Annotated in this window: 22 protein-coding genes and 1 pseudogene; 10 read left to right on the top strand and 13 right to left on the bottom strand. The window is 65.8% G+C overall.

What is annotated here, in order from left to right; genetic code table 11:
- Window positions 1-7: 7 nt before the first annotated feature.
- Entirely contained in the window at window positions 8-1855 is a 1848-nt protein-coding gene (locus HY019_RS09375; RefSeq protein WP_290691064.1) for a serine hydrolase, read from the bottom strand.
- 194 nt (window positions 1856-2049) lie between these two features.
- Here HY019_RS09375 and HY019_RS09370 point away from each other — a divergent pair, with 194 nt between their 5' ends.
- A complete protein-coding gene (locus tag HY019_RS09370) occupies window positions 2050-2502 on the top strand; it encodes a hypothetical protein (protein WP_290691056.1) in 453 nt (150 codons plus the stop codon).
- On the opposite strand, the gene hisC is transcribed toward HY019_RS09370, so the two are convergent.
- The 4 genes from hisC to HY019_RS09350 all read right to left on the bottom strand — a co-directional run bounded on the left by hisC (window position 2499) and on the right by HY019_RS09350 (window position 4684).
- On the bottom strand, window positions 2499-3572 hold the full coding sequence (gene hisC / locus HY019_RS09365; RefSeq protein ID WP_290691050.1) for a histidinol-phosphate transaminase: 1074 nt from the start codon (window positions 3570-3572) through the stop codon (window positions 2499-2501). The genes HY019_RS09370 and hisC overlap by 4 nt on opposite strands.
- Window positions 3573-3789: 217 nt before the next feature.
- Window positions 3790-4110, bottom strand: a complete 321-nt coding sequence (locus HY019_RS09360) for an RNA-binding protein (RefSeq protein ID WP_290691047.1) — start codon at window positions 4108-4110, stop codon at window positions 3790-3792.
- 53 nt (window positions 4111-4163) lie between these two features.
- Entirely contained in the window at window positions 4164-4430 is a 267-nt protein-coding gene (gene infA / locus HY019_RS09355; protein ID WP_035036689.1) for a translation initiation factor IF-1, read from the bottom strand.
- A gap of 8 nt (window positions 4431-4438) precedes the next feature.
- The gene (locus tag HY019_RS09350) at window positions 4439-4684 is read right to left on the bottom strand and encodes a hypothetical protein (protein WP_363302612.1); all 246 of its coding nucleotides are present in this window, start codon (window positions 4682-4684) and stop codon (window positions 4439-4441) included.
- 443 nt (window positions 4685-5127) lie between these two features.
- On the opposite strand from HY019_RS09350, the gene HY019_RS09345 reads away from it, so the two are divergent.
- A complete protein-coding gene (locus HY019_RS09345; RefSeq protein ID WP_290691041.1) occupies window positions 5128-5382 on the top strand; it encodes a hypothetical protein in 255 nt (84 codons plus the stop codon).
- A gap of 2 nt (window positions 5383-5384) precedes the next feature.
- Here HY019_RS09345 and HY019_RS09340 read toward each other — a convergent pair whose 3' ends face one another.
- Together HY019_RS09340 and HY019_RS09335 are read right to left on the bottom strand one after the other, a co-directional pair.
- Window positions 5385-5960, bottom strand: a complete 576-nt coding sequence (locus HY019_RS09340) for a DUF1566 domain-containing protein (RefSeq protein WP_290691037.1) — start codon at window positions 5958-5960, stop codon at window positions 5385-5387.
- A complete protein-coding gene (locus tag HY019_RS09335; protein ID WP_290691035.1) occupies window positions 5957-7810 on the bottom strand; it encodes an ATP-binding protein in 1854 nt (617 codons plus the stop codon). The genes HY019_RS09340 and HY019_RS09335 overlap by 4 nt, the downstream gene beginning before the upstream one ends.
- A 176-nt stretch (window positions 7811-7986) precedes the next feature.
- Here HY019_RS09335 and HY019_RS09330 point away from each other — a divergent pair, with 176 nt between their 5' ends.
- Entirely contained in the window at window positions 7987-9150 is a 1164-nt protein-coding gene (locus HY019_RS09330; protein ID WP_290691032.1) for a cyanophycinase, read from the top strand.
- 24 nt (window positions 9151-9174) lie between these two features.
- Here HY019_RS09330 and HY019_RS09325 read toward each other — a convergent pair whose 3' ends face one another.
- A complete protein-coding gene (locus HY019_RS09325; protein WP_290691028.1) occupies window positions 9175-9363 on the bottom strand; it encodes a hypothetical protein in 189 nt (62 codons plus the stop codon).
- A gap of 302 nt (window positions 9364-9665) precedes the next feature.
- Here HY019_RS09325 and HY019_RS09320 point away from each other — a divergent pair, with 302 nt between their 5' ends.
- The gene (locus tag HY019_RS09320; protein ID WP_290691024.1) at window positions 9666-12254 is read left to right on the top strand and encodes a diguanylate cyclase; all 2589 of its coding nucleotides are present in this window, start codon (window positions 9666-9668) and stop codon (window positions 12252-12254) included.
- Here HY019_RS09320 and HY019_RS09315 read toward each other — a convergent pair.
- Both HY019_RS09315 and HY019_RS09310 read right to left on the bottom strand, forming a co-directional pair.
- On the bottom strand, window positions 12237-12602 hold the full coding sequence (locus tag HY019_RS09315) for a hypothetical protein (RefSeq protein ID WP_290691020.1): 366 nt from the start codon (window positions 12600-12602) through the stop codon (window positions 12237-12239). The genes HY019_RS09320 and HY019_RS09315 overlap by 18 nt on opposite strands.
- 55 nt (window positions 12603-12657) lie before the next feature.
- Window positions 12658-12810, bottom strand: coding sequence for a hypothetical protein (locus tag HY019_RS09310; protein WP_290691018.1), 153 nt, complete (start codon window positions 12808-12810; stop codon window positions 12658-12660).
- 107 nt (window positions 12811-12917) lie between these two features.
- On the opposite strand from HY019_RS09310, the gene HY019_RS09305 reads away from it, so the two are divergent.
- From HY019_RS09305 to HY019_RS09295, 3 genes and pseudogenes are all read left to right on the top strand, one after another.
- Window positions 12918-14459: a hypothetical protein gene (locus HY019_RS09305; RefSeq protein WP_290691015.1), complete on the top strand. Its 1542-nt coding sequence runs from the start codon at window positions 12918-12920 to the stop codon at window positions 14457-14459.
- Window positions 14456-15091, top strand: a pseudogene (locus HY019_RS09300) (hypothetical protein); the annotation flags it as partial. The gene HY019_RS09305 and the pseudogene HY019_RS09300, both read left to right, overlap by 4 nt.
- 294 nt (window positions 15092-15385) lie before the next feature.
- The gene (locus tag HY019_RS09295; RefSeq protein ID WP_290691014.1) at window positions 15386-18202 is read left to right on the top strand and encodes an ATP-binding protein; all 2817 of its coding nucleotides are present in this window, start codon (window positions 15386-15388) and stop codon (window positions 18200-18202) included.
- 33 nt (window positions 18203-18235) lie between these two features.
- Here HY019_RS09295 and HY019_RS09290 read toward each other — a convergent pair whose 3' ends face one another.
- Complete coding sequence (locus tag HY019_RS09290; protein WP_290691009.1) at window positions 18236-19159, bottom strand: LysR family transcriptional regulator; 924 nt, start codon at window positions 19157-19159, stop codon at window positions 18236-18238.
- Window positions 19160-19287: 128 nt separating this feature from the next.
- Here HY019_RS09290 and gstA point away from each other — a divergent pair, with 128 nt between their 5' ends.
- From gstA to HY019_RS09275, 3 genes are all read left to right on the top strand, one after another.
- The gene (gene gstA, locus HY019_RS09285) at window positions 19288-19896 is read left to right on the top strand and encodes a glutathione transferase GstA (RefSeq protein ID WP_290691004.1); all 609 of its coding nucleotides are present in this window, start codon (window positions 19288-19290) and stop codon (window positions 19894-19896) included.
- Window positions 19897-19928: 32 nt separating this feature from the next.
- On the top strand, window positions 19929-21011 hold the full coding sequence (locus tag HY019_RS09280; RefSeq protein ID WP_290691001.1) for a nitronate monooxygenase: 1083 nt from the start codon (window positions 19929-19931) through the stop codon (window positions 21009-21011).
- A 176-nt stretch (window positions 21012-21187) separates the two neighbouring features.
- Complete coding sequence (locus HY019_RS09275; RefSeq protein ID WP_290690977.1) at window positions 21188-22465, top strand: pectin acetylesterase-family hydrolase; 1278 nt, start codon at window positions 21188-21190, stop codon at window positions 22463-22465.
- A gap of 87 nt (window positions 22466-22552) precedes the next feature.
- On the opposite strand, the gene HY019_RS09270 is transcribed toward HY019_RS09275, so the two are convergent.
- On the bottom strand, window positions 22553-23044 hold the full coding sequence (locus HY019_RS09270) for an FxDxF family PEP-CTERM protein (RefSeq protein ID WP_290690974.1): 492 nt from the start codon (window positions 23042-23044) through the stop codon (window positions 22553-22555).
- Between the two features lie 350 nt (window positions 23045-23394).
- A complete protein-coding gene (locus HY019_RS09265; protein WP_290690970.1) occupies window positions 23395-25254 on the bottom strand; it encodes a phosphoenolpyruvate carboxykinase (GTP) in 1860 nt (619 codons plus the stop codon).
- Between the last annotated feature and the right edge of the window lie 42 nt (window positions 25255-25296).

Genomic DNA, 25296 nt, shown 5'->3' with positions numbered 1-25296 from the left:
CCGGTCATCACGAGATCGTTGTCGTATCGAGGATGTGGGTCAGGCTGTTGCCCAGGTCGTCCAGCGTGGGTGAGACACCCGGCGCCCAGTCCCGCGTGTTGACCGTGTAGGCCCAGTCCACCCCGTCGCTTCGGGACGCGGCCAGGGTCGAGGCACCCGGCGTGCTGCCGGAGCGCGCAGAGCCAGGCGAGCGAGGCCCATTGCCCCAGGCCGCATGCAGGTGGATGAACTGCACCATGGCGTGTGCGGACGCCCCGGTGCCATCGTTGGGGTCCCCCACCTCGTTGATCTCGCCATCACCACCGTACACAGACGGGATCAGGCGCGTGGACGACAAATCCAGCGGGCTCAGGCCCAGCCCTTCGTCTTCGGCAATGGCCTGGTGGCTGCTGCGCTTGTTGGCCAGCGTCGGGAAGACTTCAACTTCAGTGATGCCGGCGGGCTGCAGCAAGCTGGTCTTGACGAAGTCGAAGTAGGTCTTGCCCGTGACCTTCTCCACCACCGCCCCGGCCAGCAGGTAGCCGAAGTTCGAGTACTTGGTGTTGGTGCCCGGTGCAAAGTCCAGCACGCGGCCATACATGTAGCGCGCCACGTCCAGCTTGGTCACGGGACGCCCCAGGTTCATGTCCAGCGCGATCTTGCGCATGTTGTAGGTGGGGTCGAAGCCCGAACCCGTGCCGGTGTCGTCGTAGCCGCCCATGTGGTCCAGCAGTTGCTGCATGGTGATGTTGTCGCTGCGCGGGTCTGCCGGGTGCGTCAGCCCCAGCAAGGGGTAGACCTTGGTGGCCGGTGACAACTGCTTGCTGTCGTACAAGGCCTGCACGGCGGCTTCCAGGAACATCTTGCTGCAACTGGCCAGCAAGAAGCGGTCAGAGGGCTGCGTTATGCGGTAGCCAGGCTCGGCCCAGGTGTAGGCGCGCGAGAACTTGCTCACGCCGTTCTTGCCAATGGCCAGTTGGGCCGCGCGCACGCCATGCGCCTGCATGAAGGTCTGCATGGCGTGGTCGAGTGCCGCCAGATGGGGTACAGGCGTGCCGGTGGCCGACCACTGGCGCGCCATGGGCGTGTCCTGCTTGGCGAAGATGGCGGCGTAACGCGTGTCTGCGCCCACACCCCCGCCTTGCACGCAGATGGGGTACAGGCCCGAGGCCTTCTGCTTGTCGAACTCGGCCTGGTAGTCCGCGGCGCTCATGCCGTGCCGGGCCACCCAGGGGCCTACCACGTCGTCCTTGAAGACCGAGCAGTACATGTGGTCACTCGACACGGCCACATACGAGGGCCGGTAGCCCGACAGCTGGTAGCCAGGCAGTTGAACCTCGGCATTGAAGACGTCCTGGTAGCTCTCGCCGGTGTCCGATGGGTGGGCATGCCACTTCACGAAACCGGGGTTGGCGTGCCACACGGCCATGTAGCGGCGGTCGCCCGGGGTGCCGTAGATGGCCACCGAGCGCAAGGCCATGCGCTGGTTGTGCGCGGTCTTGTTGAGGTGCTGAAAGGTGCCGGCGTTGGCCTCCGGGCCCGATGGCACCCCGTGGCGCGCCATCCAGCTGCCACTGATGCCCTGCTCGAACACGGCGGCAAACACCGCGTTGCCGGCGGTGCCCGTGGCCGACACGAGCGTCGGCACAAAGCCCTTGGCCGTCCAGTTGTTGAAGAAGGACTGGTACCCCTCGCTGTTGACGCCGTGCACGGCCACCCAGGCCGAGCCCGTGCGCTGCACCCAGACGGCCGCGTAACGCGCGTCACCCGGGTCGCCATACACGCTCAGGGAGATCATCCGGAAGCCCTGGGCGCTCAGGTTGTTGAAGTTGGTCTGGTGTTGGGTGCTGGTGACCCCGTGATAAGCCTGAAACATGGTGTCGCTCCTGTGGGGTTGATGAGTGGGTGTCGCCCGACTGTCTGCCCATCACGCCCGGGGCGCCATCCCTAGCTGTTGGCTCAAAATGGGGGGCTCAGGCCTCATCGCGGAGCGAGCGATTTACATGGGTATCAGGGGCGAGCGCGCCGTGGCTCGCTAAGCTGGCATGGCCTTCGCCTTGAGACCATCACATGAACCCGCAAGACATCCTGGCGCGCAACCGCGTGATCCTTTGCCACTTCGACAGCTACAGCACCGCCCTGTTGTTTGCCCGCTGGGGCGGCAGCACCCTGTTGTGGCCCGAGGCTTTGCCCGAATCGGCCAAGCCCATGGCCCCGCCTGAGGCCATGGCGCCAGAGCAAGATGCGCAAGTGGTCAAACAGGCGGTGGTCGATCGCTACGGCTTGAACCCTGCCGAGTTGCTGCACCTGGGCGACTTCAACCATTGGGCACAAACGGACGCCGGCCCCGTGCGCATCCACCTGCTGCGCTTTGACACCTTCGAGGCGCCCAAAGCCGCCATCGCCGAGCACGGCGGCGTGTTCAAGGCCATCAGCGAACTGCGCGGCAGCAACATGGCTGAGTTGCTCCTGCTGCGCGAGGTGTTCAACCTCATCGTGGGCGCAGGGGGCGGTCGGGGCTAGCTGGATCGGGTGATCGTGTTGAGTGCGCCGAGCAAACGCCCGCACTCGGCATCGGTCCCCACCGAGATCCGCAGGAACTGGTCGATGCGCGGCAACTTGAAGTGCCGCACCAGGATCGCCTGCGCGCGCAAGCGTTGGGCCAGCTCGCCTGCATCCTGCCCAGGGTGCGTGGCAAACACAAAGTTGGCTGCACTGGGCAGCACCTGAAAACCCAGCTCGCGCAGACCGGCGCTCAAACGCTCGCGGCTTTGCATGACCCGCGCGCAGGTCTGACGAAAGTAGGCATCGGCCCCGAAAGACGCCACCGCCCCGGCCTGCGCCAGGCGGTCCAGCGGATACGAGTTGAACGAGTCCTTCACACGGGCCAGGCCCTCGATCAGCTCGACCGACCCCAGGGCATAACCCACACGCAAGCCCGCCAGCCCACGGGACTTGGACAAGGTCTGCACCACCAGCAGATGGGGATGCCGCGCGATCAGGCTTGCCGCGCTCTCGCCGCCAAAGTCCACATAGGCTTCGTCCACCAGCACCACGCGGTCCGGATGCAGGCGCAGCAAGGCCTCGATGTCCGCCAGGGGCAGCGCAATCCCGGTTGGCGCATTGGGATTGGCCAGCACCACGCCGCCCACCTGTCCAGCCGGCCGCGCGTAGTCCTGCACATCAAGACAGAAGTCAGCCTTGAGGGGCACCAGCTCATGCGGGATGCCATACAAGCGGCAGTAGACCGGGTAGAAGCTGTAGCTCACATCCGGCATCAGCACCGGCAGGCCGTGCTGGAACAGCGCGTGAAAGGCATGAGCCAGCACCTCGTCAGAGCCATTGCCCACGAAGACCTGGTCGGCCTGCACGCCATGGTGCGCCGCGATCACACGCCGCAAGGCGCTGGCAGCCGGATCGGGATACAGGCGCAAGTCATCGGCATTGGCGTGCGCGATGGCCGCCAGCACCTCGGGCGCCGGCCCGTAGGGGTTCTCGTTGGTGTTGAGCTTGACGAGATCAGGCAGGCGGGCCTGCTCCCCTGCGACATACGGTGTCAACTGCTTGACCAGCGGGCTCCAGAATCGGCTCATGAAAGGGGGTCCTTGCCAAAAAAGTTCCAGCCAAAGAAAAAGGCGCCTTGCGGCGCCTTCGGTGTTGTCTGAGCTACTTGCTGCTTGAGGTCTCAAGGTCTTTGCAAGTCGAGCGTGCAGGCACGACCACGGCGCCATGGCGAACCATGGTGATGGTGGTGATGCGACAAAGCGATCAAGGCCTGCATGCTCATGGGCTCAGTATGGCACGGGTTCTTTAGTAAGAACCGCGGCCACCGCGGTAGCCGCCGCCACCATTGCCGCCGCCGAAGCCGCCCGAAGGACGATCTTCCTTAGGACGGGCCAGGTTCACGACCAGGGCGCGACCGTCAACGGTCTTGCCGTGCAGGCCACGGATGGCGGCTTGCGCTTCTTCGGGCGAGGACATTTCGACAAAGCCGAAACCCTTGGAGCGACCGGTGTCACGGTCCATCATGACCTTGGCGGACATGACGCTGCCGAAGGCAGACATTTCTTGTTGCAGGTTGTCGTCGCGGACAGAGTAGGCCAGGTTGCCGACGTAGAGCTTGTTTTCCATGATGGAGTCTTTCGAGAGAGAAATTTGAATGTGTGAAATCTGCAGACGCGCGTTCAACGGAACTTGCGTCGTGCGGGAGGAGGCCCGCCATTCATACGGGTTTCGAGATGGCGGAAGGTGATACGACCCTTGCTCAGGTCGTAAGGAGACAGCTCCAGGGACACCTTGTCGCCAGCCAGAATTCGGATACGGTTCTTGCGCATCTTGCCGCCCGAGTAGGCGATGAGCGCATGACCGTTTTCAAGTGTCACGCGAAAGCGTGCATCAGGCAGAACTTCGTCCACCTGGCCGCGCATTTCAATCAGATCTTCTTTGGCCACTTATTTCCTTAGATTGCTTGCCGTACGAAGCGACGGCCCTGGGCCAGTGCATACAGCGTGGCTTCTTCGCTGGTGGCAAAGAAGGGCACGAACCGGAAGATCCGGTCGTGGGTGCCGGATCCGCGTCCGCTGCGCACGGAAACCGAGGCGGCGTACTGACCAGATTCAGTGAGTTTGATGAGGGGAGACAAGAGGTACTTGCCTACCGATAGCGCGTTGGCTGGTGTGATGTTCACTATGGACGTGTAAGGCACGAAGTCGCAAAACGACCGTGCATGTCGAGGCGGGAGCAATCGGACAGTGCGTGCGACCAGAGGTCAACGCAGGGTCAACGATGCAATGCGTAAGGGGGTGAGCTCGCCGATGGAGTGATCGACCGCGGTTTGTCGGGTCGTCTAGTCTGATCGAGCGGTGGGGGCGACGTGATGGTCGAATCGTGGATCAGACGATTGAGGCTGCGTAGGTAAGCAAATTGCAGCAATGCACGGACTGTATCAGGCTTGCGGTATTTGTGCTTGCTTTTTTTGCAGCACAAAACACTGGCATTTTTTTGCCGCACGTGCATACTCAATTCCCCCAGCGCGCCCACCCAAGGTTGACAAGACCGACACGCACAGCGTGATCGGTTGGCGCGGCGCCTGTGGAGGCCAGACAAAAATGGCTTGTCAGGGAGCAACGCAACAACCGGATGGACGTGATGAGACAACACACCAATCCCATGCCGAGTCACCCGTTTCCCGCCTCACGCGGTGAGGAGCTAGAACGGGATTTCCTGGCCTACCTGAACATGATCAGCCAGAACAAGGCGCGCCTGCTGCCGCCCGGTTTTCTGGCCGATTACCAGGCTTTTGGCTGGATCGAGATGCGCAACGGTGTCCCCTGCCCGACCGACGCAGGCAAACAGGCCGCGCTGCACATGCGCAAGCCCCATCACCAGCACGAGCGACGCTGAACTCAGTCCTGCGGACGCACCAGCCTCACAGGCAGGCGGGCCGTGCGCTTGGGCATGTCGCCCCGCGCGTCGCCCGAGGCCATGTCCACCGCCCAGCCATTCAAAAAGGCCATGCGGTTGAGGCCGGTATTGTCCTGCCCGCGCATGACGGTGCCGTAGTTGTAGGGGTTGGCCGCCGCGCCTGAGGACGCGTCCACATTGGCCGTGCCCGCCCAGTACCAGTCGCGCGGTGCGGCAGGAAACAGCGCCTGCGACAGGCCGCGCCTGGCGCCCGTTTCATTGACCAGGCGGCGCAGATCCGTCACCCGGGGCAGGCGCCAGTCCAGTCCGTCGGCCTTGCGCCGCGCGCTCGCCAGGGCCAGCGCTTCCTTGTGCGTGGCCAGCACGGGCTCGCCATGGCAGGTCTGGCCGTCCCACTGCATGCCTTCGACGCAACGGGCCCAGATCTGGCGGGCATGCACGTCCACCACCTCGACGCCGTCTCTGGAGGGGACCCAGTCGGTCGAGGCCGGCTTGCCTGCTGCCCAGGCGTTGACCGAGGCCAGCACCACGGCGCACCACAGCGTCCGCCGCTTCATACCCCCAACTCCTCCTGCCAGCCGCTGGGCGCGCCTTGCAGATGCCGCCTCAACAGGCGTGCCAGGTCACTGGGCGTATAGGGTTTGGCCAGGTGATCGTCCATGCCGGCGGAGCGGTAGCGGTCGGCCACCACCTCCTTGCCATTGGCCGTCAGGGCGATGATGCCCACGGGCCCCTGGTTGCACTGGCGCTCGTGCTCACGGATGCGGCGCGTCGCCTCGAAGCCATCCATGACGGGCATCTCGCAGTCCATCAGCACCAGGTCCACGCGGTTGTGCGCCAGCCAATCGACCGCGTCCTGGCCGTTGTCGAGCAAGGACACCTTCACCCCCAAGGCGCGCAACTCGGCTTCGGCAATCATGGCGTTGACAGGGTTGTCTTCCACCAGCAGCACATGGGGCGGCCCTTCCAGCCCCAGTGCGTGTGGCGCCGCGTGCTCGCCATGTACCCGGACAGAGGGCGCGACCTGCGCGGCCGGGGCCGCATGGTGCACTGGCAGTGGCAGCGTGAAGCTGAACACGGAGCCCTTGCCCAGCTCGCTGACGCACAGCAACTCACCGCCCATCGCCCGGCACAGGTCCCGCGAGATGGTCAGCCCCAGGCCCGTTCCGCCAAAGCGGCGCTGGTAGGTGCCCTCGGCCTGGTGAAACGCCTCGAAGACGCGCGCCACATCGGCCGCGGGGATGCCCACGCCGGTGTCACTCACCTGCACCGTGAGCACGCCCGTCAGCACGTCGTGGCGGGCGCTCAGCCGCACATGGCCCCTGGGCGTGAACTTGATCGCGTTGCCCAGCAGGTTGTGCAGCACCTGCCGGATGCGCACCGGGTCCCCGATGGCATCGACGTCATGCGCCATCTCGATGGACGTGAACAGGCTCAGGCCCTTGTCGTGCGCGCTCACCTTGGAGGTCTCGACCATCTCCTGCAGCAGCGTGCGCAGGTTGAAGGGCTGGGCATGGATGGGCAGCTTGCCCGCTTCGATGCTGGAGAAATCCAGAATGTCATTGATCACATTGACCAGGTGCTCGCCCGAGCCCTTGATCAGGTCCAGCTGACGCAGGCTCTGCGTATCCTGCGCCTTGGCACGCAACTGGCGCGTCAGGCCCAGGATGCCGTGCAGCGGCGTGCGCATCTCATGGCTCATGGTGGCCACAAAGCGGCTCTTGGCCTCGCTCAGGGACTTGGCCTGCTGCAGGGCCTCGTCGCGGATCTGCGCCACCTGCTCGCTCTGAAAGCGCAAGGTCAGCAACTCCTTGATGCGCAAGTTCGAGCGGCGCCCTTCGTTCAGCAAGATCACCCAGGTGCCCACAAAGGCGGCGGCGCAATAGGTGCCCAGGTCATCACCACGCGCCAGGACGAAGCCGATATTGGGCAGCATGATGGTGGTGACAAAGCCCGTCACCGACGGCAGGTCCACATGCAGGATGAAGGTACCCAGGGTGGCCACGCCGATGACCACGCTGATGGTCACCACCGCGATCTCCAGATGGTCCAGCGGCGTCAACCCCCAGACCAAGGCGCTCCAGGTCAGGCCATCGGCCGCGGTGAGGCCCCGGTAGACGAGCAGGGAGCTGCCTGTGCGGCGCGGGGCCCGCATCAGAAACCAGGCCGAATACCCAAAACGGGCGCAGCTCATCAGCATGCGCGCCACCATCCATGTCTCCAGCCCCGGATGCTGGACGCGGCTTTGCAGCACGAGCGCGGTCCCCAGGGTGCAGATCAGGCTGAACAGCATGGCGTTGGGCAGCAGCTCGTGCATGGCCCGCTCACGCGCGCTGTTCACCCGGGCCGCCATCTCGGGCGAGGCCGGGTTTTGATCCGAGTTAAATGAGGACGTCAAAAGGGACATGGGGATGCCGGCTGGCTCAAACAGGCCCACCCGACTCATCCCTCTTCGGCAACAATGGCACAGACCCAACAGGGGTTTGCACGCCACCGTGCAATGCTGACGTGAAGTCGTGCACGCCCTTGCAGACCGAAACCACCGCTTGCGCCTGATGAAAACGCGCACAGGAGCCCTGCATCATGAATGACCGACTCATCACCACAGGCACCTGGTCGCGCCGGGCCTTCGGCTTGCTGCTGGCCACCGTCTGCACCCTGTCCATCGCCGGCAAGAAGCCCTATGACTACTACGTCACCGGCAACCCGGACGCGCCGGTCCACGTGGCCACGCCACCCGGCACGCCCTCGCTGGTCCTGATGGGCGGTGGCCCCGATGTGGACGCGGCGTTCCGCTGGATGATCACCCGCGCGGGCATCCAGCCGGGCTCGGGCGGCCGCTTCGTGGTGCTGCAGGCCTCGGCCCGCGACACCTACGGCCCCTACATCCTCTACAGCAACGCGCAATCGTCCACCACCAACCCGCCCGTGGATGGCTGGACCGGCGGCGCCTCGCTGGGCTTGAGTTCGGTTGAAACGCTCAATGTGCCCAGTGTCGATGCGGCCAACGACCCCTTCGTCAATGCCGTGGTGGCCCGCGCCGATGCGGTGTTCATCGCCGGTGGCGACCAGGCCAACTACATCCGCTACTGGAAGGGCACCGAGCTGGACCGCAGCCTCAAAGCCCTGCTGGCCCGCAACGCGCCTTTGGGCGGCACGAGCGCCGGCATGGCCGTGCTTGGTCAGTTTGACTTCAGCGCCTTGCGTGGCACGATCACCTCGGCGCAGGCGCTGGCTGACCCCTACAACAAGTACGTGACGCTGGACCCCTCACCCCTGAGCCTGAGTGGGGGATTCATCACCTCACCCGCGCTGGCCAACACCGTGCTGGACACCCACCTGGACAGCCGTGACCGCATGGGGCGCCTGATCACCTTCATGGCCCGCCTGGTCGCGCCCGTGGGCACCAAGGGCTGCACCGGCGGCATCCTGAGCGCCAGCGCCGCGCGCGGCATCGGTGTGGACGTCGAGGCCGCCTTGCTGGTGCAGGGCAATGGTGCCTACCAGCCGTACACGGCGCGGCGCGTGACCAATGTGTCCACCATCAGCGAAAGCGCGGTGTACTTCATGCGGCCACTGCAGGCCCCGACGGTCTGCGCACCCGGCAAACCGCTGAGCATGAGCACGGTTGAGGTGCGCAAGCTGGCAGACTCGGACACCGTGTTCAACCTCAGCGACTGGACAGGCACGGCCCCCTACTACGTGGACGCCATCTCCGGGGTGCTCAACCCCACCAATCCGTACTGAGCCTGACCGAGAGCCCCGTGAGCCCTAATGCCGCAAGGACGGGTCCACGTCGAAGTCCATCAGCAGACTGGCCATCTCCAGGGCCCGCCACAGGTGAGCGGGCATCTGCATGATCTTGTCCGGGGTCTTGGAATGGCTGACCCACGAGCCGATCTCGTGGTGCTGATCGGGCGTCAGCAGGTTCAGGGAGAGCATCTCGTCGAGTAACTGCATGGGGGCCCCCTTTCGCGGCAGCTGCACCGGGCCGACAACCGCCCGGTACGCCAGATCACTATCTCACAGCGTGTTGCCCTACACCCTGGGGAGTACACGGGCACAAGCGCATTAATTCAGGTCTTGGCCAGAAAAACACACCCTTTTTCGGGGGTGCGTTGACCCCAAAGAGGGGGTCTAGTAGCCTGATGCATTACCCATGCCAGCCGATTCAGGCCAGATCACAGGAAATGCCCGCACATGGCCTCCCCCACGGCCCAAGCCACACTCAGTTCTGGCTTGCCACCTGCCGATAAGCGGTTGTGAACCAGACCGTACGACTTCATCGTGACGACCCCTCGCGTCGTGACGCGGTTGAGCCCGTGCGCGCCGCCGCGCCCGACTCGGCCGAAGCCGTACTCGCCCGCGGCCACCTGGGCCTGCGTTTCCCCAAGGCCCTGGAAGCCGAATTTGACGCCGACACCCTGGAGCCCCGCCGCCGCCTGCTGGTGTCGTGCGCCCTGCTGGGCTGCGTGGGCGTGCTCGTCGGCTCCAGCAGTGTCGACGAGGCCACCCCCGAGATCGCGGCCTTCGTCTGGCAGCTGGTCTGGATCTGGACGGCCCTGGCCATGGCGGGCCTGCTGGGCACCTGGTTCAGCCCTGCACGCCTGAGGCGCAACTGGCATGCCGAGTTCACCACGGCCCTGCTGGCCACCGCCATGAGCCTGCTGGTGACCTGGATGGCCACGGCCAGCAAACCCGACACGGCCATCACGCATTCGGCCATGGCGTCCATCCCCGTCATGTACAGCTGCATCGCGGCGCGGCTGCGCTTTCACTGGTCGCTGGGCTCGGCCCTGGTCTCGTTTGCGACCTACGCCCTGCTCGTCAAGGGCAACACGCCCTACCAGGCCCAGATGGTCACCAGCCTGACGCACCTGATGGCCTTGAGCTACGCCTTCGCACTGCTGGCCAACTATGCCTTTGAACACCGCGAGCGCCGCAACTGGTTGCTGCGCAAGGTCGAGCACCAGCAAAGGCAGGCCCTGCTGCAGACATCTGCCCAGCTGCATCAGTTGTCCATCCAGGACCCGCTCACCGGCCTGTACAACCGCCGCCAGTTCGACACCACCCTGCTACAGGCCATCGACAAGGCGAATGCGGGCCCGCAGCCGCTGAGCCTGCTGGCCGTCGACGTGGACCACTTCAAGCGCTACAACGACACCTATGGCCATGCCGCGGGCGACACCTGCCTGATCGACATCGCCCGCATCCTGGCCATGCAGGCCCAGATCCATGGCGGCTCGGCGGCGCGCCTGGGTGGCGAAGAGTTTGCCCTGATCCTGCCGGACCACACCCCGGACATGGCCCTTCAGGCCGGCCAGGCCGTGTGCGCCGCCATCGCCGCCGTGCGCATGCCCCACAGCGCCTCCGACGCAGCCGACCACGTGACCGTCAGCGCCGGGCTGGCCCACTGGGTGGCCGATGGCCGCGACACCGCCCAGGCGCTGCAGGCACGCGCCGACCGCGCGCTCTACCAGGCCAAGGCCCTGGGGCGCAACCGCGTGCACGTGACGCAGGACGGGGACCCGCTTGCCCCCCTCGCCCTCCACGCCACCCCCACCCGCTACACCCTGCCCGAGGGCGATGCCCGCATCGACAAGGAAGACAAGGAAGAGGCCGAGCAGGACGAAGCGCGCTGCCAGCAGGCGCTGGAGAGCCAGTCCCGCTGGCTGCGCTTTCCTGCCCCACTGGAGGACGCCTACCTGGCGCACCATGCCGAGTCACGCCGCAAGGTGCTGGCCTTGAACACCCTGGTGGGCCTGATCACCTACAACGTGTTTGCCCTGAGCAACCGGGCGATGTTCCCGGACATCCAGGAGTCCGTGCTGGACGTGCAGGCCTGGCTGAGCGGCGTGCTCCTGATGATGGCGGTGCTCAACTACTTCACGCCCCGCCCGCTCTGGCGCGAGGGCATCTTCAGCCTGGGGACGGCCATGCTGGCGGTGGTGTCGACCTGGATCGTGTCGCACAGCCACCTGACCTCGGCGCTGTGCTACTCGGTGAGCCTGATGCTGATCCCCATGTTCTCGGCCGTGGGGGCGCGCCAGCCCTTCTGGTTCACCTGCCTGCCGGCGGTGATCGCCTCGGTGGCGGCCGCCATGCTGCTGCAACCGCAGGGCGCGACGCAGGCCGTGGTGTACCGCGACAGCCTGTTCATGATCGTCAACAACATGGCCTACACCCTGATCCTGTCCTACACGCTGGAGCATGGATCACGCAAGGAATGGCTGCTGGCGCGCATCGACGGGCTGCAGCGCGACGCCCTGCTCGCGGCCAGCCTGCGGCTGAAGGCGCTGTCGGTGGTGGACCCGCTCACGGGCATCAGCAACCGCCGCCAGTTCGAGGACGACCTGGACCGCATCTGGCGCGAGTGCCTGCAGGACCAGCGCCACCTGGGCATGCTGATCATCGATGTGGACCACTTCAAGCTCTACAACGACAGGCAGGGGCACCTGGCCGGCGACGACTGCCTCAAGCAGGTGGCCGAGCTCATCAGCCAGACCGCGCAGACCCACAAGGGCTTGGCGGCCCGGCTGGGGGGCGAAGAATTTGGTGTGTTGCTGCCCGGCGGCACGCTGGAACAGGCACGCAACCTGGCCGAGCGCATCCGGCATGCGGTCAGCCAGGCGGACATGCCGCATGACTACTCGCCCTCAAGGCACGTGACGGTGAGCATCGGGGTGGCCAGCATCACACCCCAGGAGGGCATGGACCGCGTCTCGCTGTTTGCCACCGCCGACAAGGCCCTGTACGAGGCCAAGCGCACGGGCCGCAACCGTGTCATGGGGCCCAATCAGGCGCCCGACACGGCCGCCCGGCGCGGCACGCCCTCAGTGGGCCTTGCCTGAACGGCCGTTCTTGGCCTCGACGCTGGCCAGCAGGTCCTTGCCCGACAGGCCGGCAAACAGGGCTGCCGCGCGCGTCTTGATCTCCAGCAACTCGTTGGGCGTCACCGAATACTGGCCCGTGGTCTTGTTGACCTGGATACCGAATTCGACGTCCTTGCCGTTGTTGGACAGGATCCCGCTGGTGAACTCGTAGTCTTCGCTGTCCACGGGCAGGCCTTCGACGCTGACGTCGTAGTCGTCATAGGTGACACGGTGGATTTCACCGCTGGCCAGGTCCAGCAAGCCCGTCGAGGTGATGACCTCGTCAGACAGTTCATCGGCAATCTTGATGGGCACCTTCAAATCCACGAGCACTCCCCTTCATCACAAAAGGGCGCGATTCTGGCATGAGCGCCACATTTCGTCATGCGGCAGGCGGTTGCTCAGGGGTTTCAGCCACAGGCTGCTCTGAGGCAACAGGGGCGCCATGCGTCTTGCGCTGAGCCTTTTCTTCCTTCTTTTTCTTCTTTTCCAGCTCGCGCTGACGTTTTTCGTACTGGTAATTGGGTTTGGCCACGAGGCATCTTTCGGTTGTGTATTGCTCACGATACCCGAGCTTGTCCCGATCGTCTAACTTATTGCGACAAGAAATCGGGGCCAAGCCTTCCGGCACAATCACCCCCCATGATCGAGGCGCCCCTTCCAGAACAAAACGAGAGCACCAGCTTCGAGGCGTATTTCCGAGATCCGGAATTTGCCCCCGAGCAGCCCCTGGCCTGGGCGCTGAGCCAGCGCCAGGAGTTGCTGGAAGCCCTGCGTGGCCTGTTCAGCGGCCCCCAGGCCCTGGTGCAGTTGCGCCTGTGGTGCTTCATGGAGCTGGCCAGCCAGCCCCAGGCCCGTTTGTCGCGCGACGACGTCAACCGCCTGTTCCACGCCGTGCTGCCCGAGGCGCTGGACAACGTGCTCAAGCGCCTGCGCGACCTCAACCTGCTGGTCTGGGACGCCACCCCGCAGGATTACCACCTCTCCCCCCTGGCGCAACAGGTGCACGGCCTGCTGGCCCCGCTGACCACGCCGCCAGCCGCCGAGTACGACGACATGGCCGCCTTGCTGGCCCAGGTGGCCGGCGCCCAGCAGCTCGGCCTGGTCAGCACCAACCAGCTCAAGCACCTGCACGCCCAGCTGGCGCGCCTGCACGACGAGTTCTCGGATGCGATTGCCAGCGGCTCGGAGTCGCGCCTGCGCCTGGCCCAGCCACGCTTTGACCGCGCCCTTGACCTGGTGGACCGCGCCGGCCAGGCCCTGACCGCCCTGATCCGCGCCGAACACGAAGACCCACGCCTGGAGCGCGAGGCCCGCGCCATCGGCCAGGAGCAGGCCCGCCTGCTGTCCATGGCCAGCCAGTTCACCCGCGCCCTGCAGCAGGCCGACCGCCAGCGCGTCACCCTGGGCTCCACCGGCCTGACCACCTCCGACGTGCGCGCCTGGCTGCAACGCCACCCGGCCCTGTACGAGCTGATGGGCGAGGCCCTGTCCGTGCCGGTGCGCCCGGTGATGGTCAGCCAGCACGACCTGGTCGACGTGGCCGAAGGCGAGTTCGAGCGCGACCGGCCCGACGCCCAACGTGGAGCCGCCCTGCCCCCGCCGGCCGAAGCCGCCATGGGCACGCTCGACACGCTCAGCCTGCCGCCCGAGTTGGGCAACTTGATCAGCCTGCTGGACCGCTGGTCGGAGCTGGCCACCGAAGAGGCCGCCGCCCGCGCCGAAGCCGAAGCCGAAGCCGAAGCCGAAGCCGAAGCCGAACAAACCGACAGCGACGCGGGCTCACCGCGCCCCGTCAACAAGCCCGTCATCAGGCCCTTTAGCAAACCCTTGGGCGACGCCATCCTCGGTGGCCGTTTCGCCCAGGCCGCCTACCGCCTGCAACTCATGCCCCTGGTGGGCGATGCGCAAGCCCAGACCCTCAAGGGCCTGACGGGCGACCTGGCCCGCGCGCCCTGGCAGTGGCAGTTCAAGCCCACGCACATCGGCACCACGGACGAAGCCGTGGCCCTGATCAGCGACGGCGAGATCTACCCTGCGCAGTTCGACGAACACGGCCAGGTGATCCCCTTGCCGCTCGATGAGAGCGACCCCATCGTCCTGACGGCCGCGCCCGCCCAGGATGCGCCCACCCGCCGCAAGGCCTCGGGTGCCTCGAAGAAATCCAACCAAGCACAAGCATGAGCGCACACCTCGATGACGCGGCCTTGCTGGCCGCTGAACTATTGGCGCGCCGCTGGCTGCCCCGCCAGCACCCCAAGGTCAAACGCGCCCTGATCGACGCCGAACTGTGGGCCGCCACGCAAGAGCGCCTGGCCCAGGTGGGCCTGCGCCTGATCGACAACCTGTACGCCGACCACGTCAGCGTGGCCCTGCTGCGCCCGGCCGAATCCACCGTGTTCGGTGAAACGGGCCTGAACAGCCACAACAACATCGACCTGCCGCGCGACGCCGTCTCGCTGCTGGTGATCCTGTGGGCGCTGATCATCCTGCCCAAGCGCGAACGCCAGGCCGCACGCGCCGCCAACCAGCATGGCGACGAGCAGAACGACATGTTCGGCAAGGACCGCCCCGTGCCCACGGCCGCCAGCGTCAGCCCCCTGGTGTCCTACCGCGCCCTGCTGGCCGACTTTGGCGTGCAACTGGGCAAGAAAACCCGCCTGGACACCAACCTGCGCCGCCTGGAAAACCACGGCTTCATCTTGCGCAAGGGCGAAGACATCGTCGAAGGCCCGCTGCTGGACCTGCTGCTGGACTACGACGCACTGGCCTCGCGCATCCTGCAAGGCGCCCTGGGAGATGTGCTGATGCAGGCCAAGGAGCTGATCGGCAACTTGCCGCTGGCGCTCACGAACCCGGTGCAGGAAGAGCTTGAAGAGATCCCGGATGAGGACCTCGTCGAGATCACGAATGAAGCAGATGCGGATGCAGATGGCTCGCCAGGACCCGTGCACGAGCCCACCTTGCCCATGCCCCCCACCGCGAGCGCCGAGCCCGACACCCCCACCTTCAGCGCTGTGGCAACCGCTGCTTCGCCCGCTGCGGACACGGACACCACGGCCGATGCCGACGCTGCCCCTTCTGCCGCCCCCGACCAGGCCTGATCCCCGATGTTTCACCTGCAAAGCCTCGAACTGCTGCACTGGGACTACTGCCAGCGCCTGACCCTGCCGCTGGACGGCGCCATCATCACCGTGGCCGGCCCCAACGGCTCGGGCAAGACCACCTTGCTGGACGCCATGCGCACCCTGCTGGGCCTGGACTGCTCGGGCGGGCGCAACTACAAGACCTACGCCCGCCACGCCAACGCCGACAGCGCCTGGCTGCGCGCCACCGTGGACAACCGCCCCCGCAACCGCCAGTCCTCCAACCGGCCGTTTGCACGCTGCCTGCTGTACGCCGACGTGGTGACCCTGGCCTGCCGCATCGACCGCAATGGCGGCGACTGGACTCGCCGCTACATCATGCTCGACGGCGACCTGTCCATCGAGCAACTGATCGAGCGTGGTGACAAGGACTGGCTGGGCATCGACAACTGGCGCAAGCGCCTGGAAGGCGCGGGCCTGTCCCGTGCGATTGCCAAGGTGCTGGCGCTGGAGCAAGGCCAGACCGACCGCCTGTGCGAGTACTCGCCCAAGGAGCTGCTCAAGCTGGTGTTCGACGTCTTCGGTGACCAGGACGTGCTGGACCGCTACGACGAAGCCCGCAACCACCAGAAGCAGCTCACGCAGGAAGTGGAAGCCGCCGAGCGCGAGCTCTCGCACGGCAAGGCCCAGCGCGCCGAACTCGAATCGCGCGTCAACAACTACCGTCAGTGGGAACTCAAGTGCCAGGAGCGCGAAACCCTGGCCACCGAAGTCGTGCCGGTGCTGAGCAACGTCGAGACGCGCAAGGGCCTGGCCAACAAGCTGCGCGAGCTGCACAAGCAGCGCCTGCAATCGTCTGACGACCGCCGCCAGCATGGCCAGGTCAAGGCCGACCTGCTGCAACGCCTGCAGGACCAGACCGATGCCGCCACCCGCGTGGAAGAGCTGGAAGCGCAAGTGCGCAGCGCCCGCCGCGTGCAGGAAGAAGCGCGTGATGCCGAACGCCCCGTCGAGCTGCTGGTCAAGCGCGCCGACGAGCTGCAAGGCCTGGCCAGCGTGGAAGGCGACGCGCAGCAACTCACGCAGCGCATTGCCGAGCTGGGCGAGCACAAGCAGAAGCTGTCCACGCAATGGCAGCGCCTGAAGGACCAGCGCGACGAGGCCCAGAAGGCCATGGACGGCCTCAAGGGCCAGCGCCTGGCCCCGCCCCCACCCGAGGTCACGCGCTTTCGCCGTGTGCTGGATGAAGCCGGCATTGGTCACCACCTGATCGCCGACATCATCGAGATCACCGATGAAAAGTGGCGCGCCGCCGCCGAAGGCGTGCTGCGCGGCAGCCGCTGGGTGGTGGTGCTGGAGCGCGCCGGGCAGGAAGCCCAGGCCCTCGCCCTGGCCGAGAAGGAGCGCTACCGCCACTATGTGGTGGCCGATGCCGAAGACGCACCGGCCCAGCCCGACAAGCACAGCCTGCTGGCCGTGCTGAACTTCTCGGCCGCCGCGCCCCACTGGCTGCTGCGCCAGTTGGGCAACATCCGCCGCGTGGCCCACACCGAAGAAGGCGTGAAGGTCGGCGGCGAATGGATCACGCCAGACGCCTACCACCGCGACCCACGTGGTGGCCGCAGCGTCTGGGTGGACCCCAGCCAGCACCAGTTCGGCGCCTCGGCCATTGCCACCCGCCGCGACTCGATCGACAAGCGCCTGGCCCAGCTCGACGAAGAGATGACGCGCATCGTGCGTGACCAGGCCTTCTTTGACCGCCAGCTGCAGGACGCCCGCAAGGCCGCACAAGGCTTCACCGCCGCGGCCGAGCTGGCCGAGCGCGAAGCCGAGTTCGCCGAGGCCCGCCGCCAGTTGCCCGTGCTCAAGCAGGCCCGCGCCGAAGCGGGCGAGCGCTGGCAGCAAACCGAGGCCCAGCTCAAGCGCGCCGTGGTCGAGCAGACCAATGCGCAGCACGCCTACAAGCAGGCGCAGGAACGCCTGGCCCACATCGAACAACGCAGTGCCCAGCACGAGCGCGAATGGCAGATCCGCTTTGACGACGTCATCGCGCAAGCGGTGATGTCACGCGAGGTCAAGCTGCAACTGCCGCGCAGCTGGCGCCGCCCCGAGCGCATCAAGGAGATGCTGGGCCACTACGGCAACGCCACCCAGGCCCGCCTGCGTGCCGAAGCGGTGGAGCGCGAGCTCAACGAAGGCAAGTGGGAAACCGACCCCACCGTGATCGAACAGCTCACGCTGATGAACGCCAACGTGCTGCGCCATGAGGACGAGCTCAACCAGCGCAAGGCCAGCAATGCTGCGGCGGCCATCGCCGTGGACAACGCCCGCGAGCGCTACACCGATGTGCTCAAGGTCACGGTGCGCCGCTACCGCAAGAACATCATCGAGCTGGGCCAGCTGGCCGGCGTGGAAGTCAACGCCGAGTTGCCGCATCTGGATGGTGACGACACCGGCCTGCGCCAGGCCGAGCTCAGGGTGCACTTCAACTTCGACGGCAAGGGCAGCATCGGCCTGAACGACGGCGAGGCCTCCGGTGGCCAGCAGGTGATCAAGTCCCTGATCCTGCTGGTGGGCCTGATGAAGGACGACGAAACCCCTGGCGGCTTCGTGTTCATCGACGAACCCTTTGCCCACCTGGACGTGCGCAACATCCAGCTGGTCGGCCACTTCCTGCGCAGCACGCGCGCGCAGTACGTGCTGACCACGCCCATCACGCACAACGTCGAGGTGTTCGAGCCGGCCGATGTCACCCTGGTCACGTCCAAGAAGCCCAAGGGCGCGCGCTGGGCCCCACCGATCGGGGTGCTGCAACGCCGGCCCCCTGCCGAGGTGGTCTGACCGGCGTCAGATCGCCCCGCCCGGGCAGGCCGCTCACACCAGCGTGCCCGGGCTCAGGTGCTCGATCAGGAAGTCCACCAGCAAGCGGGCCCGCTTGGGCAACAGGCGGGCATGCGGGTACACGATGGAAAACGGCCGAGAACGCCCGCCATAAGGCGCCAACACCTCGACCAGCTCCCCGGTGAGCAGTTCGCGCTCCACCAGAAAGCGGCTGGTCTGGTACAGCCCCCCGCCGTGTCGGGCCAGGTAGACGCCCCCATCCAACTCGTCCGAGCAGGTGATGCTGCCGCGCGTGGCGACCTCCACATCCTGCCCATCCTGCCGGAAGGACCAGTCCACACAGCGCCCGGTGCGGGGCAGCACGAACTGCACACACTCGTGCGCCCGCAACTCGTCCAGCGTGCGGGGCTCCCCGGCCCGCGCGAGGTAACCCGGTGAGGCCACCACCACCAGCTCGGCATCTTCCAGCTTGCGCGCGACCAGGCTGGAGTCCGTCTGATGCCGCGCCCTCAGGGCCAGATCAAAGCGGTCTTTTGCAAAGTCCACATTGCGGTTGCTGAGCTGGATCTCCAGGCATATCTCCGGGTGGCGCTGGCGAAAGCGGGGCAACAAAGGCAGCACGCGGTGGCGCCCATACCCAGTGGCCAGACTCACGCGCACCACACCGGCAGGCTGCACCTGCTGGCGGCTCAACTGCCGCTCGACCTCACCGAGTTGCGTCAGCATCAAGCGGCATTGCGCCAAGTACAGGCGCCCCGCATCGGTCAGCCTGATCTGGCGGGTGGTGCGCATGAACATCCGCACGCCCAGGCGCTTTTCCAGGCGGGCAATGCTGCGGCTCACCGCACCCGGCGTCATGCCCACACGCTCGGCCGCCACGGTAAAGCTCGCGGCGTCCGCCGCCAGCACGAACAGCTCCATGTCACCCAGCTGGGCATCTTCAAACTGACGGCTCATGGCCTCTCGCTCCTTGATTTGTGCCTGACAGGCATCAGTCATGTGAACGATAGCCTCTTCACGTGACGAGCGCGCATCAATAAGCTGAAAGCCCTGATCAACACACGGGGCTCAGCCCCCTCCTCATCATGAAGCTCTACTACAGCCCCGGTGCTTGCTCGCTCGTCCCTCACGCCCTGCTGGTCGACATCGGCCGCCCCTTTGAGCTGGACCGCGTCGACACCCAGAAGGGCCTGACGGCCTCCGGCCAGCGCTACGCCGACATCACGCCCAAGGGCGCCGTGCCCCTGCTGGAGCTCGACAACGGCGAGCGCCTGAGCGAGGGCGTGGTGATCTGCCAGTACCTGTGCGACCAGGCCGGCCGCACCGACCTCATGCCCGCAGCCGGCACCATGGCCCGCTACCGCGTGATGGAGTGGCAGAACTACATCACCTCCGAGCTGCACAAGTCCTTCTCGCCGCTGTTCAACGCGCAAGCATCAGCCGAGACCAAGGCGCTGTTCGCCAAGCAACTGCAAAGCAAGTTCGCCTGGGTGTCCTCGCAACTGGCCGATCGTGACTACCTGACCGGCAGCACCTACACCGCCGCGGATACCTACCTCTTCGTGGTCGCCTCCTGGAGCGCCTACGTGCAGCTGGACCTGTCCGCCCACACGCAGCTGCAAGCCTTCATGGCCCGTGTGAAGGCACGCCCGGCCATGCAGGCTGCGATGAAGGCCGAAGGCCTCTTGAGCTGAACCCAGCGTTGCGCCAAGCACACCAGACGACCATGAATACCGATACCACTGTCACCCGCCGCCTGGGCCTGGCCCTGCCCATTGTTCAAGGCCCGTTTGGCGGGGGCCTCTCCTCGGTCGCGCTGGTGGCGGCCGTCAACGCCGCCGGTGGGCTGGGGTCGTTTGGCGTGCACCACCTCCGCGGCGAACAGATCCTGCAAACGGCCAGGGCGCTGCGCACGGCCACCGAGCGGCCATTCGCGCTCAACCTGTGGGTGCCGCTGCCGGGCGAGCCCGAACACCCCGCCGTGTCGGCGACGCAATGGCAACGCGCGCTGCAGCGTCTGGCCCCCTTCTTCGACGAGTTGGGGCTGGCCTTGCCGCAACAGCCAGACCCCGCCTCGGTCTGGCCCGACTATGCGCAGCAACTGGAAGCCGTGCTCGAAGCCCGCCCGGCCGTGTTCAGCTTCGTGTTCGGGATACCGGATGCACGCATCCTGGCGCGCTGCAAGGCGCTTGGCATCGTGACCATGGGGGCCGCCACCAGCCCCCACGAAGCACGTTTGCTGGAGGAGGCGGGCGTTGACATGGTCGTGGCCACGGGCAGCGACGCAGGCGGGCACCGCGTGTCCTTCACCGGCCCACCGACATCCCTGCTGATGGGCACGTTCTCGCTGCTGCCCCAGGTGCGCGACGCCGTGCGCATCCCCGTCATCGCAGCCGGTGGCATCGCCGATGCCCGAGGCGTGGCCGCGGCCATGGCGCTGGGCGCCGACGCCGTACAGATCGGCACGGCCTTCCTGGCCTGTGAAGAGTCCAACGCCGGGGCGCCACACCACCAGGCGCTACACGACGCCAACAAGCCCGCGACAGCCCTCACCGCGGGTTTCAGCGGCCGGCTGGCCCGGGGCCTGCGCAACGAGCTGATGGCGACCCTGGACGCACACCCCGAGGACATCCTGCCCTACCCCTGGCAAAACTGGCTGACGGGCGTGCTCAAGCAGGCGGCCATCGCCCAGAACCGCCCGGATCTGATGTCCTTGTGGTCCGGGCAGGCGGTGGGCCTGGTCCGCCATCGCCACGTGGCCGCGTTCATGCAATCGCTGCACATGCCGCAGGACACCTTTGTCGCCTGAACGACGACTCGGGATTACCCGACACGCATTGCACGCCAAGCGTCATCACCCTGACAGTTCCATCCCCCTTGGGTTAGGGGTGGGCAGGCCCAGCCAGTGGCTAACCCGCCCCAGAAAAAAAACACTGTGTTCCAGACTTCATCACATGGTCCGAACAACCCGTTGATGGAGTCAACATGTCACTCAATTCACTGATCAAGGCCGCGTCCAAGGCCATCGGCATCAGCCTGCTGTGCAGCATCGCTGCGCAGGCTGCCTACCTGAAGTGGGAAATGGTCGAGCTGCCCGCCTCCAGCGGCGCCTCTTGCGGCAACGGCACCCCCTATCGCTTCTTCGTCAACCGCACCCCCTTCACCAGCAAGACCGTCGTGATGTTTGAAGGCGGCGGCGCCTGCTGGGAAAAAGGCACCTGCGAAAACAAGGCCGGCACACTGCTGGGCGCCGTCAACCCCGACGGCATCCCCAGCAACTACATGAGCGACTGGAACCGCCAGGCGCACTGGGGCCTGGTCACGCCCTTCACCGCCCGCATCGACCCGCTCACGTCGGTGCAGACCCAGAGCTGGAACATCGTCTACCTGACCTACTGCACGGGTGACGTGCACGCCGGCAACAAGGTCACCACCTACACCGACGACACCGGCTCCGTGGCCTGGTACCACCGTGGCGCGGTCAACGCCAAGGCCGTCTCCAACTGGATGGCCGCCAACCTGCCCAAGCCCGAGATGCTGCTGTTGACCGGCTTCTCTGCTGGCGGCACGGGCTCGACTGTGACCTTCCCCTATATGCGCACCACGGTGAAGGCCGGCAAGGCGGCGCTGCTGGCCGACTCGGGCCCGCTGTTCTGGGCACCGCGCAACAGCACGCCAGAAGAGTCCCCCTCACTGCCTCTGCACAACAAGATCCGTCAGGTCTGGGGCCTGGATGAGCCCAATGGCCTGGCCACCGAGCTGATCACCAAGTACCCGCAGGCGGGCGACGTCAACAACCTGGGCTCGATGACCGCTGGCCTGAGCAAGATCTTCCCGAACGACCGCATCGGCTACGCCATGTTCCAGGAGGACACGAACTACTCGGCCTTCTCGTATGAGAAGTTCTACACCGACATCTCGAACGCGCCCACACCAGAGGCCCGCCTGGCCGCCCTGAACGCCCGCTGGCGCCAGGACATCAACACCATGGTGGCGCACCTGCCAGCCGGCCCCAACCTGGGCTACTTCCTGCCCAACTACCGCGAGATCAATGGTTCGCACTGCCTGACCATCGTGACCTTCGGCGACACCGGCATCAAGGAAGCCAAGCTGGCCGATGTGGGCACCTTCGTGGACAACCTGCTGGACTTCTCGGGCAAGACCGCCGTGATCCGCTCGCTGGAGCAAAGCCGCGTGAAGGCCCCCGCCACCAGCCTGTCTGACCTGGTTGCGCAACTGATTGGCAAGGCTGGCCTGTTCTGATCCAGGCTGGTTCGGTCAAACAAAACGGGCTCCCAAGGGAGCCCGTTTTTCATGGGGCTGCGCAGCCCCACCACATTCAGCCCGCGCTCAGTTGCGCTGACGGCGACGGGCCACCATGCCCATCACGCCCAAGCCGGCCAAGGCCATGGCCATGGACTCGGGCTCAGGCACGGCCGGGGTGGCGTACACGCTGCCGATATAGGCATGGCCGCCCTTGGGGAAGAGGCCTTCCACGGTCAGGGTGTGTGCGCCCTGGCCCAGGCCGCTGAAGCTGAAGCCATAGCCGGTGGGCGTGGACGTCAGCGCCAGGGCATTGCCGTCGATCAACACGGAGCTGAAAGACACGGTGCCGAAGAACATGCCCACAGAGCCAACCACATCGCTCCGGGTCGCCAGGTCAAAGAAAAAGTCATCGCTGAAGCTGCCCCCAGCGGCCTTGCCGGTGGCCAGCAAGTTGCCATACAGCGCGGGGGTGGGCGACAGCGTACCCAGCGAGTCGTCGGGGTAGACCGCCACGCCGGCACTCGCCGCGCCGGCCAGCAGCACCGACGCTGCTGCAAGAACCACGTTCAATTTCATCTGAACCTCCAAATACCCGCCAAAGGGACCATCCGGCAGGAAAAAAACATGGGCACCCAAGCACGGTACAGCCACTCGGAACCAACAAAATCCGGTTTTAAATCACGGTCCACAGACACCGTACCCGCCAATTTGACGAGGTTATGTGACAAATCGTACGGCTTCGTGGGCCGAACGGTGCATTCGGACACACTTTCGCGGCTGATCGGACAGATCTGAGGCATGTGAACGTTTGACGCACCGTGGGCAAACGGACCATGGCCGGGGCATCCCCATGCCCGCGCCCCAAAAGCAAAACGGCCCCGAAGGGCCGTTTCTCAGTCACCTGGCACGCGGCCAGCGGTAGCGCATCAGGCAGCCAGGCGCTGCTCGATCTTGGCCTTGGTGGCAGGCATTTCAGCCGGCAGGTGGTAAGCCAGTTGCGTGAACAACTCTTCGTGCAGCTTGAGTTCTTGCGTCCAGGCAGCCTTGTCGACGCCGATGACGGACTGGAACTGGTCCTTGGTGAAGTTCAGGCCGTTCCAGTTGTTGTCTTCGTAGTTCGGGCTGATGCCGAAGGCGTTCTCGGTGCCCTTGGCGGTGCCACCGATACGGCCCAGGATCCATTCCAGGACGCGCATGTTTTCGCCGTAGCCAGGCCACACGAACTTGCCGTCGGCGCCCTTGCGGAACCAGTTCACGCAGTAAACCGGCGGCACCTTGTGGCCAGCGGCTTGCAGCTTGGCGCCCACGTTCAGCCAGTGCTGGAAGTAGTCGCTCATGTTGTAGCCCATGAAGGGCAGCATGGCGAACGGGTCACGGCGGACCACGCCTTGCGCGCCGAAGGCGGCGGCAGTGGTTTCAGAGCCCATGGTGGCGGCCATGTAGACGCCTTCGGTCCAGTCACGGGCCTCGGTCACCAGCGGCACGGTCGTGGAGCGACGGCCACCGAAGATGAAGGCGTCAATCGCCACACCAGCGGGGTTGTCCCACTCGGGGTCCAGTGCGGGGTTGTTGGTGGCAGCCACCGTGAAACGGGCGTTGGGGTGAGCGGCCTTGGCGCCGGTTTCCTTGGCGATCTGGGGCGTCCAGTCCTTGCCTTGCCAGTCGATCAGGTGAGCGGGCGGCGTGTCGGTCATGCTTTCCCACCACACATCGCCGTCGTCGGTCAGGGCCACGTTCGTGAAGATCACGTCGCGGTTGAGCGAGTTCATGCAGTTCAGGTTGGTCAGCGTGTTGGTGCCAGGGGCCACGCCGAAGTAACCAGCTTCGGGGTTGATGGCGTACAGCTTGCCGTCGGCAGCGGGCTTGATCCAGGCGATGTCGTCACCGATGGTGGTGACCTTCCAGCCGTTGTAGCCCTCGGGCGGGATCAGCATGGAGAAGTTGGTCTTGCCACAGGCGCTGGGGAAAGCGGCTGCCACGTGGAACTTCTGGCCTTGGGGGTTGGTCACGCCCAGGAGCAGCATGTGCTCGGCCAGCCAGCCTTGCTCGCGGCCCATGGTGGAGGCGATGCGCAGGGCGAAGCACTTCTTGCCCAGCAGCGCGTTGCCGCCGTAGCCCGAGCCATACGACCAGATTTCGCGGGTGGCGGGGTAGTGAACGATGTACTTGACCGTGGGGTTGCAAGGCCAGATCACGTCCTTCTGACCAGCTTCCAGCGGGGCGCCCACGGTGTGCATGCAAGGCACGAACTCGCCATCGGTGCCCAGCACGTCGATCACGCCCTTGCCCATGCGGGTCATGAGCTTCATGTTGACGGCCACGTAGGCGCTGTCAGAGAGTTCCACGCCGATGTGGGCGATGTTGGAGCCCAGGGGGCCCATCGAGAAGGGCACCACGTACATGGTGCGACCCTTCATGCAGCCCTTGAACAGGGCGTCTTCGGCCGTTTGCAGCTTGGCGCGCATTTCAGCGGGCTCACACCAGTTGTTGGTGGGGCCGGCGTCTTCCTTGCGCTCGGAGCAGATGAAGGTGCGGTCTTCCACGCGGGCCACGTCCGACGGGTCGGTGATGGCCAGGAAGCTGTTGGGGCGCAGCTCGGGGTTGAGCTTCTTGAACGAGCCGGCAGCCACGAGCTGGGCGCACAGGCGGTCGTATTCTTCTTGCGAACCGTCACACCAGACGATGTCCTTGGGTTGCGTCAGGGCGGCCATTTCGGCCACCCAGGCGATCAGCTTGGTGTTTTTGACGTAGGCAGGTGCGTTCACCTGTGCAGCAGTCGTCGTCATGAGAAAAGCTCCAGAAAGTAAAAAACAGGGTCTCGGCAGCCC

It is taken from the genome of Aquabacterium sp. (assembly GCF_016195855.1).
Lineage (GTDB): Bacteria > Pseudomonadota > Gammaproteobacteria > Burkholderiales > Burkholderiaceae_C > Aquabacterium.
This window is presented reverse-complemented; position numbering and strand designations above follow the sequence as displayed.

Coding starts and splice junctions, on each gene's coding strand:
- HY019_RS09375 (WP_290691064.1), bottom strand. CDS start 1,855: ATGTTTCAGGCTTATCACGGGGTCACCAGCACCCAACACCAGACCAAC.
- HY019_RS09370 (WP_290691056.1), top strand. CDS start 2,050: ATGAACCCGCAAGACATCCTGGCGCGCAACCGCGTGATCCTTTGCCAC.
- hisC (WP_290691050.1), bottom strand. CDS start 3,572: ATGAGCCGATTCTGGAGCCCGCTGGTCAAGCAGTTGACACCGTATGTC.
- HY019_RS09360 (WP_290691047.1), bottom strand. CDS start 4,110: ATGGAAAACAAGCTCTACGTCGGCAACCTGGCCTACTCTGTCCGCGAC.
- HY019_RS09345 (WP_290691041.1), top strand. CDS start 5,128: ATGAGACAACACACCAATCCCATGCCGAGTCACCCGTTTCCCGCCTCA.
- HY019_RS09340 (WP_290691037.1), bottom strand. CDS start 5,960: ATGAAGCGGCGGACGCTGTGGTGCGCCGTGGTGCTGGCCTCGGTCAAC.
- HY019_RS09335 (WP_290691035.1), bottom strand. CDS start 7,810: ATGTCCCTTTTGACGTCCTCATTTAACTCGGATCAAAACCCGGCCTCG.
- HY019_RS09330 (WP_290691032.1), top strand. CDS start 7,987: ATGAATGACCGACTCATCACCACAGGCACCTGGTCGCGCCGGGCCTTC.
- HY019_RS09325 (WP_290691028.1), bottom strand. CDS start 9,363: ATGCAGTTACTCGACGAGATGCTCTCCCTGAACCTGCTGACGCCCGAT.
- HY019_RS09305 (WP_290691015.1), top strand. CDS start 12,918: ATGATCGAGGCGCCCCTTCCAGAACAAAACGAGAGCACCAGCTTCGAG.
- HY019_RS09295 (WP_290691014.1), top strand. CDS start 15,386: ATGTTTCACCTGCAAAGCCTCGAACTGCTGCACTGGGACTACTGCCAG.
- HY019_RS09290 (WP_290691009.1), bottom strand. CDS start 19,159: ATGAGCCGTCAGTTTGAAGATGCCCAGCTGGGTGACATGGAGCTGTTC.
- gstA (WP_290691004.1), top strand. CDS start 19,288: ATGAAGCTCTACTACAGCCCCGGTGCTTGCTCGCTCGTCCCTCACGCC.
- HY019_RS09280 (WP_290691001.1), top strand. CDS start 19,929: ATGAATACCGATACCACTGTCACCCGCCGCCTGGGCCTGGCCCTGCCC.
- HY019_RS09275 (WP_290690977.1), top strand. CDS start 21,188: ATGTCACTCAATTCACTGATCAAGGCCGCGTCCAAGGCCATCGGCATC.
- HY019_RS09270 (WP_290690974.1), bottom strand. CDS start 23,044: ATGAAATTGAACGTGGTTCTTGCAGCAGCGTCGGTGCTGCTGGCCGGC.
- HY019_RS09265 (WP_290690970.1), bottom strand. CDS start 25,254: ATGACGACGACTGCTGCACAGGTGAACGCACCTGCCTACGTCAAAAAC.